Here is a 13,470-nt window from a genome sequence, read left to right on the forward strand (position 1 = left end):
GCCTGCCCCGTGGTTTCGCTCCGGTGCTCGCCGCTGCAATGGTCTTGTTTAAATTCTCGACGAGACAGGCTTTAAGTACTGTATATGCCATCGAAGTGTATGAATCGGCGTCGTTTTCTCGCCATTGCTGCGACCGGATCTTTGGCAGGTTGTACAGAACTGTACGGAAGCGAGGAGAATGGCCGCCTCGATCTCACCGTCCAAAACGAGCGTCCCGAACCGGTGACCGTTCAAGTGGTAGTTGCCGGTGAGGACGGAACGACCTACGAGGAGGAGTCGGATCGACTCGAAAACAGCGTCAGTCGTGCCTTCGAAGTCATCGTCGGGAGAGATGGACGACACGAAGTAACTGTTTCTGGCGACGATTTCCGCGGGGAACTCGCCTGGAATGCCGGAACGTGCAGGCTCTTCGACGGGAGTGTCCGCGTGACAGACGAAGCTGTTGCGGTCGCTGGCGAGTGTGTCGATCAACGGTAACGCTTTCGTAGGTCCAATCCGTGGCAGCGTTCAGTCATCGTGTTGCGTTCACGCTTTGTATTCAGCACGCAATCCCTGTCAAATCTTGACTGATTCAACAGAGTTGCTGCAACCTACTTTTCCCTGGCATCCGATGTGGACGTATGGAGTACGATCAAATCGCGGACCTCTCCCTCGAGATCGACGCCGTCGAAACGAAGCGCCTCGAGCGCGAGACCTCGAGCGACTTCACCCGCGTCACGACCGAATTCACACTTTCCGGTCCCAGTCTCGACGACGGTGGAACGACCGTCGGCCGCGGCGAAGACGTCACCTACGAGACCGCCGACCACGACCGGCTGGCCGAGGCCGGGCTGCCCGACCTCGCCGGCGAATACACAATCGCATCGTTCTCGGAGCGTCTCGCCGACCTCGACCTCTTTCCCGGCGGTGCGCCCGACCGCGAGGTCTTCCGGAACTACCGGCGCTGGGGCCTCGAGAGCGCGGCGCTGGACCTCGCACTCCGCCAGAACGGGATCGACCTCGCGAGCGCGTTCGACCGCTCGCTCGAGCCGGTCCGGTTCGTCGCGAGCACCCGGTTGGGCGATCCGCCGACCGTCGACCGCCTCGAGCGACTGCGCGCGGCGAACCCCGACCTCGAGTTCAAGCTGGATCCGACGCCGGAGTGGGACGCGGCGCTCGTCGAGGACATCGTCGACGCCGTCGGTCGGGACGCCGTCCGGATCCTCGATCTGAAGGGCCACTACGAGGGGACCGAGGTCGACACCCCGCCGGAGCCGGCACTGTACGAACTCGTCCTCGAGGCGTTCCCCGAGGCGGTGATCGAGGATCCAGCCCTGACCGACGAGACGCGGCATCTGTTCGAGGATTCCGCCGTCCGCGAACGAGTCTCCTGGGACGCGCCGATCCACGGCCTCGCGGATGTCGAGGCGCTACCGTGGGAACCGGAGTGGCTAAACGTCAAACCGTCCCGGTTCGGCTCGCTCGAATCGCTCCTCGAGACGATCGCCTACTGCCGGGAGCGCGATATCGCGATGTACGGCGGCGGCCAGTTCGAACTCGGGGTCGGTCGCGGACAGCTTCAGCTGCTGGCCGCGCTGTACTACCCGGACTCGCCGAACGACGTCGCGCCGGGCGCGTACAATGACCCCGACGTCGCCGACGGACTGCCAGGGAGTCCGCTCGAGCCGCCGGCCGACGCGGACGGGTTCCGGTGGTAGCGGTCGATCCGAGCACCTCCGGTGAGAGCGGTCACACCGTGTCCTGGATTCGTTCTCGAACGCGAAACGCGGCGGGAATACTGATAGTCCCGCGCTCGAAATTCGCGCTCGATCCGGATGAACGGAGTGACGATCCTCGTCACGGCGCTGGTGGTCTTTCACGTCGTCGTCATCGCCGTGGCCGCGATCGTGACCGAACGCCGAAAGCGGACGTTCCGACACCGGTTTCACGTGCCGATTCGGCCGATCGGCGCAGCGTGGCTGGCGGCGTTTTTCGGCTGCGTGCTACTGGCGCTCGTCGGCGACCCGCCGTTCGATCCGTCGTGGAGTCGCGGCGAGCTGCGAGCCGCCTGGGGATGGGGACTGTTGCTCGTCGGCGGAATCACCGTCGGTTTCGCGGCGATCGTCGCCGGACTGTACGTCTGCCGGCGCATCCTGCGACTTCGTACCGGAGGGATCGAACCGCCCGGCGACGTCGTCGTAACCGGACGTGCGCTCCCGGCCGACGGGACCGAGCCGGAACCCAGTCCCGTCTTCGAACGACCGGCCGTCTGCTGGACGTGGCTGCTCGAGGCGAAGGACCGATTCGGGGTCGACAGCGATTGGACGCATGAGCGGGCAGGGTCGGGCGGTGTCCCGCTCCGCGTCGAGTCCGACGCCGCCGACGTCGCCGTGACGGTCGATCCCGCCGATGCACGCGTCACCGTTCCGCGCTCGGATTCGACCGTTCGGTCGCCGGACGCGCCGGCGCCCGGCCGACTCGACCGAGTGGCGGATACCGACATCGGCGGCTCCGAACACCGGTACAGCGAGGGGACGGTCGCACCGGGAGGAACCGTCACGGTCGTCGGCGAGGCCGACGCCGACGGCCGCATCGTCGACGACGCCCGCGAGCCGTGGCTCGTCGGCGGCGACCGATCGACGGTCCGTCGCCGGCTCCGGCGCCGCGTGGCCGCCTCCGTCGCTGGCGGTGCGGTCTGTCTCGGAATCTCGCTGCGTCTGTACTTGTCGTGGCTGCACCTGTATTGAGTCGGCGCGCCGCGTCGAAGTCCACCTCGGGCCGACCGCAGTGCCCGCTCGAGACGAGCGACGCGAAAACGGAGCGGCCTGTTAACGGACCGCTTACGGCCGGAGCGTATTCCAAACGGTTTATGGCCGTCGGTTGATTACGCCGGGACATGGCGAAACAGCAGACCGAAGTTCGCGACCTCCAGGAAGGCAGCTACGTGATGATCGAGGACACGCCGTGTAAGATCAACTCCTACTCCACGGCCAAGCCCGGCAAACACGGCAGCGCCAAGGCCCGCATCGAGGCCGAAGGCGTCTTCGACGGGAAGAAGCGCTCGCTCTCCCAGCCCGTCGACGCGAAGATCTGGGTCCCGATCATCGAGCGCAAACAGGGCCAGGTCGTCTCCGTCGACGGCGACGACATGCAGGTCATGGACCTCGAGACCTACGAGACGATCACGATGCGCGTCCCCGACGACGCCGACGTCTCCCCCGACGAGAACATCGAGTACCTCGAGATGGAAGACCAGCGGAAGATCGTCTGATGTTCCCCGGGGCGGCTGACGAACGCGAGGGGACCGATACGCGAGGCCGCGAGGCTGACCGTGGAGGCGCGAACTTCGTGGTCGTCGGTGCGCCCCTGGACGCCACGACGACCTTTCAACCCGGGACCCGATTCGGGCCCCGCCGGATCCGTTCTTTTGCCGAACCGTTCGACGACTACGACCACCGGACGGACCAGCACTTCTCCGAGCTCGGCGTCGTCGACCACGGCGATGTCCGCGCGTGGGACGACCTCGAGGAGTACCTCGAGTACCTGACGAGCACGCTGCGCGAGGCCGTCTGGAACGACGCCGTGCCGCTCCTTTTGGGCGGCGAACACACCGTCTCGCTGGCCGGCGCCCGCGCCGTCGAGCCCGAGGTGTTCGTCTGTCTGGACGCCCACCTCGACCTCTACGACGCCTACGACGGCAACCCGCTGTCCCACGCCGCCGTCACTCGACGGATCCTCGAGGACGTCGCGTCCGTCGACGAGGCGATCGTTTTGGGCGCGCGAACCGGCAGCGAGGCCGAGTGGGACCGGGCCGACGCGGACGACGTGACCGTCGTCCCGCCCGAGGAGGTCGGCGCGTTCGCGCGCGAGGACCTCGCGGATCGCGTCGCCGACCGCGAGGCCTACCTGAGCGTCGACATCGACGCCGCCGATCCCGGCTACGCGCCCGGTACGGGGACCACCGAGCCGTTCGGTCTCGAGCCGCGCGAGCTGCGCGATGTCGTCCGCACCGTCGCCCCGCACGCCGACGGCTTCGACGTCGTGGAAGTCAACGACCGCGACGACGGTCAGGCCGCGTCCCTGGCCGGCAAGCTGGTTCGGGAGTTCGTCTTTTCCAACGCCGCCGAGCGGCTGTGAGCCGCCGCGGCTGAGAGTTCGGAGCCGCGCTGGTGTCCGCCGGTCTCGATTCGACACGTCGCTCTCGAGTCCACCGTAGCGTCTAGTCGGGATGTCCGCCGCGAATCTGCCAGCGGCAAACCAGTCGACAGCGACTACAGTGTCGGATCGCGGACTGTCACGTACTGTGATTTCCCCTACTAGTTAGGGACAACAATTGGGCACGCAGTCGCCAAACTGCGAGCAATGACAGCGTCGCAACCATCCGAATTCGACCTCGAGACCGCCTACGCGCTGCTGGCACACCCCCACCGCCGGCACCTGCTTCGGTCCGTAGCACCGGACGAGCAGCGCTCCGTCGCCGACCTCGTCGAGGAGATCGTCGCCCGAGAGCGCTCCGGCCCGGTCGAGGCGATCGATCACTCCGTCCGCCGCCGGATCAGAATCGAACTCGTCCACAACCACCTGCCGCGGCTCGATCATCACGGCGTCGTCGACTACGACCGCGAATCGAAGGACGTCACGCTGACGGCGCCGATCGATCCGGGCGAGGTCGACGGCGACGAGGACAGCGACACTGGCAGGATCGACGAGATCGGCGTGACCGGCGAACTCGACGAATCCGACGCAGCCGCGGCGATCCTCGAGCGGATGATCGACGCCTGATCGCCCGGACGACCGACCCCGCCGCGCTCAGAACGGCGACGACAGGTACTCCTTGGGGATCGCGTTTCGGACCGTCACCAGCGGATCGACCACCTGGCTGATCTCGAGACCACCCGTCAGGCTCGAGAACAGGTACGCGTCAGTGTCGTCGAAGCCGTGCTCCGCCGCAAGCAGGTCGACCGCGTCCCGATTCGCGAGTCGGCAGGCTTCCTCGAGCGTCTCGGCGCTGGCGATCGGCTTCCAGGCGTCGGCGGTTTCGACGAGCGGGCGCTCCAGATCGACTGTGGCCTCGTCGCCGTCGATCACGTCGACCGTGACGTCGATCTCCGTGGCGACCTCGGCGCCCGTCCCGCACATCTCGCCGTCGGCCATGGCCGCCTTGCAGTCGCCCATCGCGAGCATCGCGCCCTCCTGAAAGACGGGGAAGTAGACGGTGTTGCCGCCCGTCACGTCCGTCGTGTCCAGGTTCCCGCCGTGGTCGTGAGGGACGAGGGTCGTGTACGACTCCGTTGCGGGCGCGACGCCGATCGTTCCGATGACGGGTTCGACCGGGACCTCGAGGTCGTCGAAGGCGATCGTCGGTTCCCTGCCGCCTTCGCCGTCCTCGCCCGCCTCCGAGACCGGCGTGATCCGCGTCCGCGGCGCCTCGATGTCCTCGTCGCCGTCGAGCAGCCCGAACCCGTCGATGGTGACGACGCGGCCCCGGTCCTCGGCGAGCCGAACGTCCTCGATCTCGACGCGCAGGACGTCGCCCGGCTCGGCGCCCTCGACGCCGATCGGCCCCGTCGCGGCGTTGACCTCCTCGGGGACCGCCTCGATCACGTCGGACTCGGTCTGGATCGCCCCGTCGAGGCTGTCCCGCGTCTCGATCGTCAGTTCCGCGCCCGGTTCGACGGTCTCGACCGCCTCGAGATCGGGCGCGAACTCGTATATCGCTCCGTCCTCGTGGGAAACCCTGCGACGCGACATGCTCGAGCGTACGGCCGGACGCGTGGTAAATCGAATCCTCCCCCTATGCGATTGCCGCGGAACACCGCCGTCGCGACGAGTCGTCGCTATCGCGGTCGATCCCGTCGGAACCGCAACCGCAAGCATACAAGCCCCGGGCCGCCTATCCACGGCCGACCATGACCATGGACCTCTCGGAATTCACTGCACGGCTCGACGAGGAGTTGCGCCACGACGACTACGCCGACCTCGACGCCAGCGCGAACGGCCTGCAGGTCGGCCCCGACGAGGCCGACCTCGAGCACGTCGCATTCGCCGTCGACGGCGTCGAGGAGACCTTCGAGCAGGCGATCGACGCGGGCGCGGACGCGCTGGTCGTCCACCACGGCATCTCCTGGGGCGGCTTCGACCGCGTCACCGGTCGCACCTACGACCGGATCGCGCCGCTGATCGAGCACGACTGCGCGCTGTACGTCTCGCACCTTCCGCTGGACGGCCACCAGGAACTGGGCAATGCCGCCGGCGTCGCGGACGTGCTCGCGCTCGAGGATCGCGAGCCGTTCGGCGAACTCGGGCCCGAGTACATCGGCCAGCGCGGCACCGCGAGCGAGCCCTACACGGCCGACGACCTCCGCGAGCGCCTCGAGAGCGAACTCGTGACGGGCGATCACTCCGTGCGGGTGCTCGACTTCGGCCCCGACGAACTCGAGGACGTCGCGATCGTCACCGGCAGCGGCACCGACTGGCTCGACGAGGCCGTCGAGAGCGGCGCGGACGCGCTGGTCACGGGCGAGGGGAAACAGAAGGTCTACCACGAGGCGCAGGAGGCCGGCATCACCGTCGCGCTGGCGGGCCACTACGCGACCGAGACGTTCGGCGTCCGGTCGCTGCAGGAACTGGTCGAGAACTGGGGCCTCGAGACGAGTTACCTCGAGGTGCCGACGGGGCTGTAAGCCGGTCCTGACGCGCGTAGGGGCCGGATTGCGTCGTGCGCTCGGTCGAACGGTCCGGTTTACGCGCTCGGTTTCGGGGCGTTCGGTTACCGGTCGACGACGGTTCCGGCCGTCGCCGTCTCCCGCTATCGGCTCGTTTCCGCTCGTACGGCCCGACTTCTCGAGGTGCGATCGATGGAAGGCGGTTCGTAGCGTCCGCTAGTGGCCGGTTTCACGGCCGCTCGAGCGCGCCCTCGAACTGTTTCGATTCGTGACTTTCGGAGCGAACTGACGGTACGCTCGGTAGTAGTGTCGTGTCGTTCGGTAGTTCACTGATTACAAACCGTCCGTCTCTCGGAGTAGTCGTCACTCACCGGGCCGGCGAGGACGCCGGCGACCGGGAGCGAACCTATGACCGACGAACGCACCATCTCCAGACGGGACAGTCTCAGGGGTATCGCGACGACCGGCGCGCTCATCGGCGGCGCCGGCCTCGGCATCGGAACGGTTAGCGCCGGCGAAAACGGCGGTAACGGCAGCAACGGTAGCGGCGGCGACGGCGGCGACATGCCGCTCTACGAACGCACCGCCTTCCAGGGATGCCACTCCGTGTTCGTGCTCTTCGAGAGCGCGGACGAGCTGCCGACGAGCCTCTGGATCCGGACTTACAATGCGGAGCGGGACCGAGCCGAGAACGTCGTGCGGCCGGTTCTGCCCTCCAACGTGTACGTGTACCCCTCGCGGTTCGGCGAGTACTACGTCGCCGAGTTCAACGCCTTCCAGTTCTACGACCGCACGGCCGGCAGCGGCGACAAGGTCCTCTCGGTCACCTACGACGGCGAGACGACCACCAATCCGAACTGCGGCGAGCAGTCGGGCGACGACGGCGGCGAGGACGACGAGAAGAACCACGACAAGAAGCACGCGAAGAAGAAAGGCGGGCACGCCAAGCGGAAAAAGAAGAAAGAGAAGGGCCACGACGACGGCGACAACGGTGGTAGCGGCGACGACGGCGCTGGTGACGACGACCAGGGGACGATCGACCTCGGCGCAATCGACCTCGAGGCCGTCTGCGTCGACGACGAAACCGGCATGGCCCGGTTCCGCGTCGAGAACGAAAACGACGCCGCGATCAGCGTCCGGTACAACGTCTACGGCGCCGACCGCGGCGGCTCCGTCGGCGTCCAGCCCAACAGCGCGACCTACTTCGATGTCCACGGGACCACGTCGGACGGCATGGTGACCCTCGACCTGCTCTACGAGGACATCGTGCTCGACACGCAGGCGGCCAACACCGAGGAGCAGTGCATCCCGCGCGACGACCTCAACCTGTTCCTCGACAGCGTCGATCCTGAGAACGACGAGGCGACGTTCTACGTGATGAACTACGACGAACCCGCCCGCAGCGTCGTCGTGCGCTTCCCCGGCACGGACGTCCAGGAGATCATCACCGTCCCCGCCAACGGCTCGCGGTACTTCACGGTCTCGGCCCCCGACGGCGACGTGACGGCCGCGATCTTCTACGAGGGCGTGGAGATCGACTACGAGCCGAGCGGCGACTGACGCTCCGTCCTCGTCCGGATCGGACAGTATTTCGGATGCGATCGGCTCTTTTTGACCGCTGCTCGAGACCAATAGGTGTCCGTCTCGAGTCCTCGAGTTTTCGAACCCTCGAGTAGTCACACGCGGATCCTCGAGTCGAATCGCGCGGCGCGAACCGCGGCGTTCAAACCGCTGGCTCGCGGACGCGTTGACATGAGCGACGAGCACGATTCCGGGACCGACGGCGACGCGTCCGGCGAGGCCGGCGCGGACGGCGACGACCGCGACCACCACGGCCACCGCGAGCCCGACCGCGAGACCTTCTCGCACGATCCCGTCGGCCACGCCGAGGCCCGCGCGGGGATGACCGTCGGCGAACTCGCCGACGAGTACGGCAACGCGGGCGTCGGCGCCGCGAACCTCCACGAGGCGGTCGACGTCACTGAGGCGATGTTCGACGACGACGTGACCGTCTTCTTCGGCCTCGCGGGCGCGATGGTTCCCGCGGGGATGCGCCGGATCGTCGCCGACCTGATACGAGACGGCTACATCGACGTGCTGGTCACGACCGGCGCGAACCTCACCCACGACACCATCGAGGCCATCGGCGGCAAGCACCACCACGGTGAGGTCCACGCCGAGGGCAAGACCGAGCGCGAACACGACGAGACCCTTCGCGACGAGGAAGTCGATCGCATCTACAACGTCTACCTCCCCCAGGAGTACTTCGCGACCTTCGAATCGCACCTCCGCGAGGAGGTCTTTCCGGTGCTCGAGGAGGAGGGCGTCGTCTCCATCCAGCGGCTCACCGAGGAACTGGGCCGCGCGAACGCCGAGGTCAACGAGCGCGACGACGTCGAGGAGGAAGCCGGCATCGCCGCGGCGGCCTACGAGAACGACGTGCCGATCTACTGTCCCGCCGTTCAGGACTCCGTGCTCGGCCTCCAGGCGTGGATGTACTCCCAAACGTCGGACTTCTCGCTGGACGCGCTGGCCGACATGACGCCGCTGACCGACATCGCGTTCGATGCCGACGAGGCCGGCGCCTTCGTCGTCGGCGGCGGCGTTCCGAAGAACTTCACGCTGCAGACGATGCTGGTCACGCCCGACGCCTACGACTACGCCGTCCAACTCACGATGGACCCCAAGCAGACCGGCGGGCTCTCCGGCGCGACGCTGGACGAAGCCCGCTCGTGGGGCAAACTCGAGAAGGACGCCGACAACGTCTCGGTGTACGCCGACGCGACGATCACGCTCCCGCTGGTGGTGGCCGCGGCGCGGGAACGGCTCGAGGAATAGCGGAGTAGCGTTTCTCACCTGCTCGGCTCATCTGGACGGGGCCAGAACCTCGCGGCGGACGCCGACAGATGCCGACGATGGACGCCGAGTGATGCCGACGACGGCAGTGGCGCGCTGTCGGGTGACCGAGCGAACGCGAGGGCACGCGACGATACTCGCGAGGGATGAACGAGGGAACGACGTGACCGAGTGAATCGGCTGGGGAGGACGTGGAAATCCCCGTTGCCACGGTAGCAGAAGGGACAATCGGTTTGCTTCGCCGCTCGCTCAGTTCGCCCGCAGACTGTCACTCCTTCCTCACACTTGATACCGTTACCGGACGCTGCTATCGCGGCTCCACGGAGTTGCCACGCCCTCCCCAGCCGCTTCGCTCACTCGCGCCGCTCGTTCGCTCACCCCTCGCACGACTTCGCGTCGCGGTTCGCCGCCGCTCACCGCGACACAGCGCGCGCCACCGCACGGCCATCGTCGATATCGGATCGGTGACTCGAGCCGCGCTGAGTAATTAAAGGCGAGTCGAGCCGGTCACTCGTCCCGGCCCCGCGACTCGAACTCGAACGTCTCGCCGTGCTCGAGGTACTCGACCCGGTCCTCGAGCCCGGCCTTCTGGACGGCGGCCTTGAAGTTCGACAGCGGCGAGCGGAACACCTCGTAGTCGTTGTAGTGGATCGGAATCGCGGTGTCGGCGTCGATCAGATCGACGGCCTCGACGCCCTGCTGGGCGTCCATCGTCAGCAGGACGCCGAGGATGCGGGTTCCGCCGAGGTGGAGCAAGGCGAGGTCGACCTCCGGATACCGCTCCGGAATCTCCGCTAAGGCGTCGTAGACGAGCGTATCGCCCGAGACGTAGAGTCGCAATAGCGGCGGCTCGTCCGGGTCGGCGTCATCCGGGCGGAACTCGAGCATGCTGCCCATCACCGGCGGCAGCCCCTTCGCGACGACCGGCGGGCCGTGGCGGCCGGGCATCGCGGTGATCGACAGCCTGACCTCCCCCTTCCGAATCCGACACTCCTCCCAGGTCTCAAGCGGGTAGGTTTGGTGAAATCCCTTCGCCTCGAGTTCTTCGGCGGCGTGGGGGGTCGTCACGATCGGCAGGTCCTTGTCGAGTTCCGCCTCCGCGACGCGGTCGAAGTGGTCGCCGTGGTAGTGCGACAGGAGGACGAAGTCGATCGGCGGCAGTTCGTCGATGTCGATTGCGGGATCGGTCCGGCGGCGGGACTTGATCCCGTAGCCGAGGTGGACGTGGTCCCCGCCGTGGAGGAAGTTGGGGTCGGTGAGGATCGTGAACCCGGCGTACTCGAGGACGATCGTCGCGGTGCCGACGAAGAAGATCGATCCGCTCTCGAGGTCGGCGGCCTCGTCTTCGTCTTCGCCTTCGGCGACGGGTAACTCGAGGTCGACGGACTGGAGCTGACTCATGGATGCGTCTCCACCGCGGACCCGTTTCAAGCCCTACCCGGACTCCGCGAGACTACAAGCGAAGGTGACACGAGGCGGCGTAGCGCCCGACTGGCACTCGAGACCGTGGCCGCATATGCACGCTTCGGACTCAACCCGCTGGGACTCGAACTCGAGCTATGACGACGGACCCACCCGAGTACGAGGTCGCCGTTGTGGGAGGCGGTCCCGCCGGCCTGACGACCGCGCTGTACGCGATCAGGCTCGGCCACCGTACTGCCGTCTTCGAGAAGGAGGGCGGCCGGCACGCGGCGGTCTCCCACGTCCACAACCTGCTTGGCGTCTCCGAGAACGTCTCCGGCGAGCAACTGGCGACCCACGCCGTCGACCAGTTCGAGCACTACGGCGGCGACTTCTATCCCGACGCGGTCGAGTCCGTGACGCGGCCGGACGGCGGCGAGGACGGCGACGGAGGCGACGGACCCCGATTCCGCCTCGAGGCCGCCCACGCCACCGTCGACGCCGAGCGGGTCGTCTTCGCGACCGGCTTCCGCGACCGCAGTCCGGACGTCCCAGAACTCGAGCGGTTCACGGGGCGCGGACTCCACTACTGTCTGCATTGCGACGCGTACTCGCTGGGGGACGGCCCCGTCTTCGTCCTGGGACACACCGAGAGCGCGGCCCACGTCGCGATGACGATGCTGAACTTCACCGCGGACGTCGACCTCCTGCTGGACGGTCGCGAACCCGAGTGGGGCGAGGAGACGGACGCGCAACTCCGCGCCCATCCGGTCGAGCGAATCGAGACGGCCGTCGTTTCGGCCTACGAGGACGAGACCATCGCCGAGGACGAACCGCCGTGGCTCGGCGGCCTCTCGTTCGGTGACGGCACCGAGCGGGACTACCTCGGCGGCTTCGCGATGTACGGCTCCTCCTACAACGCCGACCTCGCCGCTGACCTGGGCTGTGAATTGGGCGACGACGGCGCGATCGACGTCGACGAGCGCCGGGAGACCAGCGTCGACGGCGCCTACGCCGTCGGCGACGTCACCCACGGCCAGAACCAGACCACCATCGCCATCGGCGACGGTGCCTACGCCGGACTGGCCGTCCACAAGGATCTGCGGCCGTTTCCGAAGTCCGTCGACGAACTCGAGGCGCGGGGCGCCGACGTGGACGGTGACGGGACAGCCGCTGAGGACCTCGATCTCGAGGTGCCCGGCTGCTCGGCGCAACTGCGGGCCCAGATGCGCCGCGTTCGCGACCTCGAGACGCATCCGGGGCTCCGGGGGCCGTCCCCGGGTCGTGAGTGACGCCGCGTCCGGTCTCGACTCCCCGGTTCGCCCTGTTGTGTCAAGGTATTGTTTTTATTGCTGGCGTTAGAAGACGACGGCATGACGGCGATCGTCTTCGACGTCGACGGAACGTTGCTCCGCTCCGACCGGCCCTATCGGGAGCTCGTGGCCGACGCGATCGAGACCGTCCGCGGCGACGCGCCCGCGGCGTGGCTCGACGCGTACGAGGAGGCGTTCTTCGAGTCTTTCTTCGCGTTCGAGCCGGAGCCGGTGGAACGAGCCTTCGATCGGATCGACGGCTGTTCGGATCCCGAACCGTACGCGACGGCGCTGCTCGAGGCCGAGATCGAGGCGCTGTCGCCGCCGGACGGCGCCCATGACGACCTCGAGCGGCTGGCCGCCGCCGAGGACGTCGCCCTCGGCGTGCTCACCAACGGCGTCCGCGACTGGCAACTCGCGAAGCTCCGGGCAGCCGACCTCGCGGAGTACTTCGACGCCGTCGTCGCCTCCTACGAGGTCGGCGCCCACAAGCCGGCGACGGAGCCGTACCGCGTGCTCGAGGAGCGGCTGCCGGCGGATCGGTACGCGATGGTCGGTGATAGCGACGACGACATCGACGGCGCGGTCCAGGCCGGCTGGACGCCGCACCGGTACGACGGGGGTGGCTTCGGCGACCTGCCGGCGGCGGCCGTCGGCGTCGAGGCCGATCGGTAGAGCAGTAGATCAGTCACCCAGTCGCCGAGTTGCCCGGTCACTGAGTCGCTCGGTCGCTCAGTAGGTCCGGTACGTTGTCGAGCCCACCTCGATCCGGACGAGCGTGTTGTCGGCGTAGGCCTCGGGGTCCGCGTCGTACTTCGCGTTGATCCGGCGGCGGGCGTCGGTCGTCTCGCCCTCGTCCTCGACGATCGTCGCCGTGCCGAGCAGCGTCACCATCCACTCGGTCTTCCCCGCGTCGTCCTTCTGAACCGACAGGGAGACGCGCGGGTTCTCGCGGATGTTCGCCAGCTTCCGCCCCGTCGTCACGAGCTCGACGACGCCGTCGTCGTAGCGGTACCAGACCGGCGCGACGTGCGGTCGGCCGTCCGCGCACGTTCCGAGGTGAGCCATCAGCGGCTCGCTCTCGAGGAGCCGTTCCGCTTGGGATGGGACCGTCATCGACAGTGACAGTGCCGACGGCGACGCCAAAAAGCGCCGTCCCTATCGACGTTCGCTGGGCCGTCGCCGAACCGACCGGCGCGTCGGCACGTCGATCGAATGTCGGATCGGTTACCTGTAGCCGGACGGTTTATTAGCCG

Annotated in this window: 14 protein-coding genes; 11 read left to right on the forward strand and 3 right to left on the reverse strand. The window is 67.5% G+C overall.

What is annotated here, in order from left to right:
• Nucleotides 1-99 precede the first annotated feature (99 nt).
• The 6 genes from ACYQ26_RS08245 (at nt 100) to ACYQ26_RS08270 (ending at nt 4,761) form a co-directional block, all read left to right on the forward strand.
• A complete protein-coding gene (locus ACYQ26_RS08245; RefSeq protein WP_459808407.1) occupies nt 100-477 on the forward strand; it encodes a hypothetical protein in 378 nt (125 codons plus the stop codon).
• A 143-nt stretch (nt 478-620) separates the two neighbouring features.
• The gene (locus tag ACYQ26_RS08250; RefSeq protein ID WP_459808408.1) at nt 621-1,697 is read left to right on the forward strand and encodes an enolase-like domain-containing protein; all 1,077 of its coding nucleotides are present in this window, start codon (nt 621-623) and stop codon (nt 1,695-1,697) included.
• 117 nt (nt 1,698-1,814) lie between these two features.
• Nucleotides 1,815-2,726: a hypothetical protein gene (locus tag ACYQ26_RS08255; RefSeq protein ID WP_459808409.1), complete on the forward strand. Its 912-nt coding sequence runs from the start codon at nt 1,815-1,817 to the stop codon at nt 2,724-2,726.
• Between the two features lie 149 nt (nt 2,727-2,875).
• Nucleotides 2,876-3,250 carry a translation initiation factor IF-5A gene (locus tag ACYQ26_RS08260; RefSeq protein WP_459808410.1) on the forward strand — a complete coding sequence of 125 codons (375 nt, stop codon included), beginning with the start codon at nt 2,876-2,878 and terminating at the stop codon, nt 3,248-3,250.
• Nucleotides 3,250-4,116, forward strand: a complete 867-nt coding sequence (speB, locus tag ACYQ26_RS08265) for an agmatinase (protein ID WP_459808411.1) — start codon at nt 3,250-3,252, stop codon at nt 4,114-4,116. Before ACYQ26_RS08260 ends, speB begins: the two co-directional genes overlap by 1 nt.
• 225 nt (nt 4,117-4,341) lie before the next feature.
• On the forward strand, nt 4,342-4,761 hold the full coding sequence (locus ACYQ26_RS08270) for a DUF7344 domain-containing protein (RefSeq protein ID WP_459808412.1): 420 nt from the start codon (nt 4,342-4,344) through the stop codon (nt 4,759-4,761).
• A gap of 27 nt (nt 4,762-4,788) precedes the next feature.
• On the opposite strand, the gene ACYQ26_RS08275 is transcribed toward ACYQ26_RS08270, so the two are convergent.
• The gene (locus ACYQ26_RS08275) at nt 4,789-5,730 is read right to left on the reverse strand and encodes an acetamidase/formamidase family protein (protein ID WP_459808413.1); all 942 of its coding nucleotides are present in this window, start codon (nt 5,728-5,730) and stop codon (nt 4,789-4,791) included.
• 164 nt (nt 5,731-5,894) lie between these two features.
• On the opposite strand from ACYQ26_RS08275, the gene ACYQ26_RS08280 reads away from it, so the two are divergent.
• The 3 genes from ACYQ26_RS08280 (at nt 5,895) to ACYQ26_RS08290 (ending at nt 9,482) form a co-directional block, all read left to right on the forward strand.
• Nucleotides 5,895-6,662 carry a Nif3-like dinuclear metal center hexameric protein gene (locus tag ACYQ26_RS08280; protein WP_459810729.1) on the forward strand — a complete coding sequence of 256 codons (768 nt, stop codon included), beginning with the start codon at nt 5,895-5,897 and terminating at the stop codon, nt 6,660-6,662.
• 390 nt (nt 6,663-7,052) lie between these two features.
• The gene (locus ACYQ26_RS08285; protein ID WP_459808414.1) at nt 7,053-8,204 is read left to right on the forward strand and encodes a hypothetical protein; all 1,152 of its coding nucleotides are present in this window, start codon (nt 7,053-7,055) and stop codon (nt 8,202-8,204) included.
• Nucleotides 8,205-8,396: 192 nt separating this feature from the next.
• The gene (locus ACYQ26_RS08290) at nt 8,397-9,482 is read left to right on the forward strand and encodes a deoxyhypusine synthase (protein ID WP_459808415.1); all 1,086 of its coding nucleotides are present in this window, start codon (nt 8,397-8,399) and stop codon (nt 9,480-9,482) included.
• 525 nt (nt 9,483-10,007) lie between these two features.
• Here ACYQ26_RS08290 and ACYQ26_RS08295 read toward each other — a convergent pair.
• Nucleotides 10,008-10,901: an MBL fold metallo-hydrolase gene (locus ACYQ26_RS08295; protein ID WP_459808416.1), complete on the reverse strand. Its 894-nt coding sequence runs from the start codon at nt 10,899-10,901 to the stop codon at nt 10,008-10,010.
• A 158-nt stretch (nt 10,902-11,059) separates the two neighbouring features.
• On the opposite strand from ACYQ26_RS08295, the gene ACYQ26_RS08300 reads away from it, so the two are divergent.
• Nucleotides 11,060-12,193 carry an NAD(P)/FAD-dependent oxidoreductase gene (locus ACYQ26_RS08300; protein WP_459808417.1) on the forward strand — a complete coding sequence of 378 codons (1,134 nt, stop codon included), beginning with the start codon at nt 11,060-11,062 and terminating at the stop codon, nt 12,191-12,193.
• Between the two features lie 81 nt (nt 12,194-12,274).
• The gene (locus ACYQ26_RS08305) at nt 12,275-12,889 is read left to right on the forward strand and encodes an HAD family hydrolase (protein WP_459808418.1); all 615 of its coding nucleotides are present in this window, start codon (nt 12,275-12,277) and stop codon (nt 12,887-12,889) included.
• Nucleotides 12,890-12,946: 57 nt separating this feature from the next.
• Here the strand turns inward: ACYQ26_RS08305 and ACYQ26_RS08310 are convergent, their stop codons facing one another.
• Nucleotides 12,947-13,330 carry a pyridoxamine 5'-phosphate oxidase family protein gene (locus tag ACYQ26_RS08310; RefSeq protein ID WP_459808419.1) on the reverse strand — a complete coding sequence of 128 codons (384 nt, stop codon included), beginning with the start codon at nt 13,328-13,330 and terminating at the stop codon, nt 12,947-12,949.
• Nucleotides 13,331-13,470 lie beyond the last annotated feature (140 nt).

The sequence above is a fragment of the Halopiger thermotolerans genome (genome assembly GCF_054654555.1).

Bases quoted from the DNA above. Each gene is read 5' to 3' on its own strand.
- ACYQ26_RS08245 (WP_459808407.1), top strand. From the start codon at position 100: ATGAATCGGCGTCGTTTTCTCGCCATTGCTGCGACCGGATCTTTGGCA.
- ACYQ26_RS08250 (WP_459808408.1), top strand. From the start codon at position 621: ATGGAGTACGATCAAATCGCGGACCTCTCCCTCGAGATCGACGCCGTC.
- ACYQ26_RS08255 (WP_459808409.1), top strand. From the start codon at position 1,815: ATGAACGGAGTGACGATCCTCGTCACGGCGCTGGTGGTCTTTCACGTC.
- ACYQ26_RS08260 (WP_459808410.1), top strand. From the start codon at position 2,876: ATGGCGAAACAGCAGACCGAAGTTCGCGACCTCCAGGAAGGCAGCTAC.
- speB (WP_459808411.1), top strand. From the start codon at position 3,250: ATGTTCCCCGGGGCGGCTGACGAACGCGAGGGGACCGATACGCGAGGC.
- ACYQ26_RS08270 (WP_459808412.1), top strand. From the start codon at position 4,342: ATGACAGCGTCGCAACCATCCGAATTCGACCTCGAGACCGCCTACGCG.
- ACYQ26_RS08275 (WP_459808413.1), bottom strand. From the start codon at position 5,730: ATGTCGCGTCGCAGGGTTTCCCACGAGGACGGAGCGATATACGAGTTC.
- ACYQ26_RS08280 (WP_459810729.1), top strand. From the start codon at position 5,895: ATGGACCTCTCGGAATTCACTGCACGGCTCGACGAGGAGTTGCGCCAC.
- ACYQ26_RS08285 (WP_459808414.1), top strand. From the start codon at position 7,053: ATGACCGACGAACGCACCATCTCCAGACGGGACAGTCTCAGGGGTATC.
- ACYQ26_RS08290 (WP_459808415.1), top strand. From the start codon at position 8,397: ATGAGCGACGAGCACGATTCCGGGACCGACGGCGACGCGTCCGGCGAG.
- ACYQ26_RS08295 (WP_459808416.1), bottom strand. From the start codon at position 10,901: ATGAGTCAGCTCCAGTCCGTCGACCTCGAGTTACCCGTCGCCGAAGGC.
- ACYQ26_RS08300 (WP_459808417.1), top strand. From the start codon at position 11,060: ATGACGACGGACCCACCCGAGTACGAGGTCGCCGTTGTGGGAGGCGGT.
- ACYQ26_RS08305 (WP_459808418.1), top strand. From the start codon at position 12,275: ATGACGGCGATCGTCTTCGACGTCGACGGAACGTTGCTCCGCTCCGAC.
- ACYQ26_RS08310 (WP_459808419.1), bottom strand. From the start codon at position 13,330: ATGACGGTCCCATCCCAAGCGGAACGGCTCCTCGAGAGCGAGCCGCTG.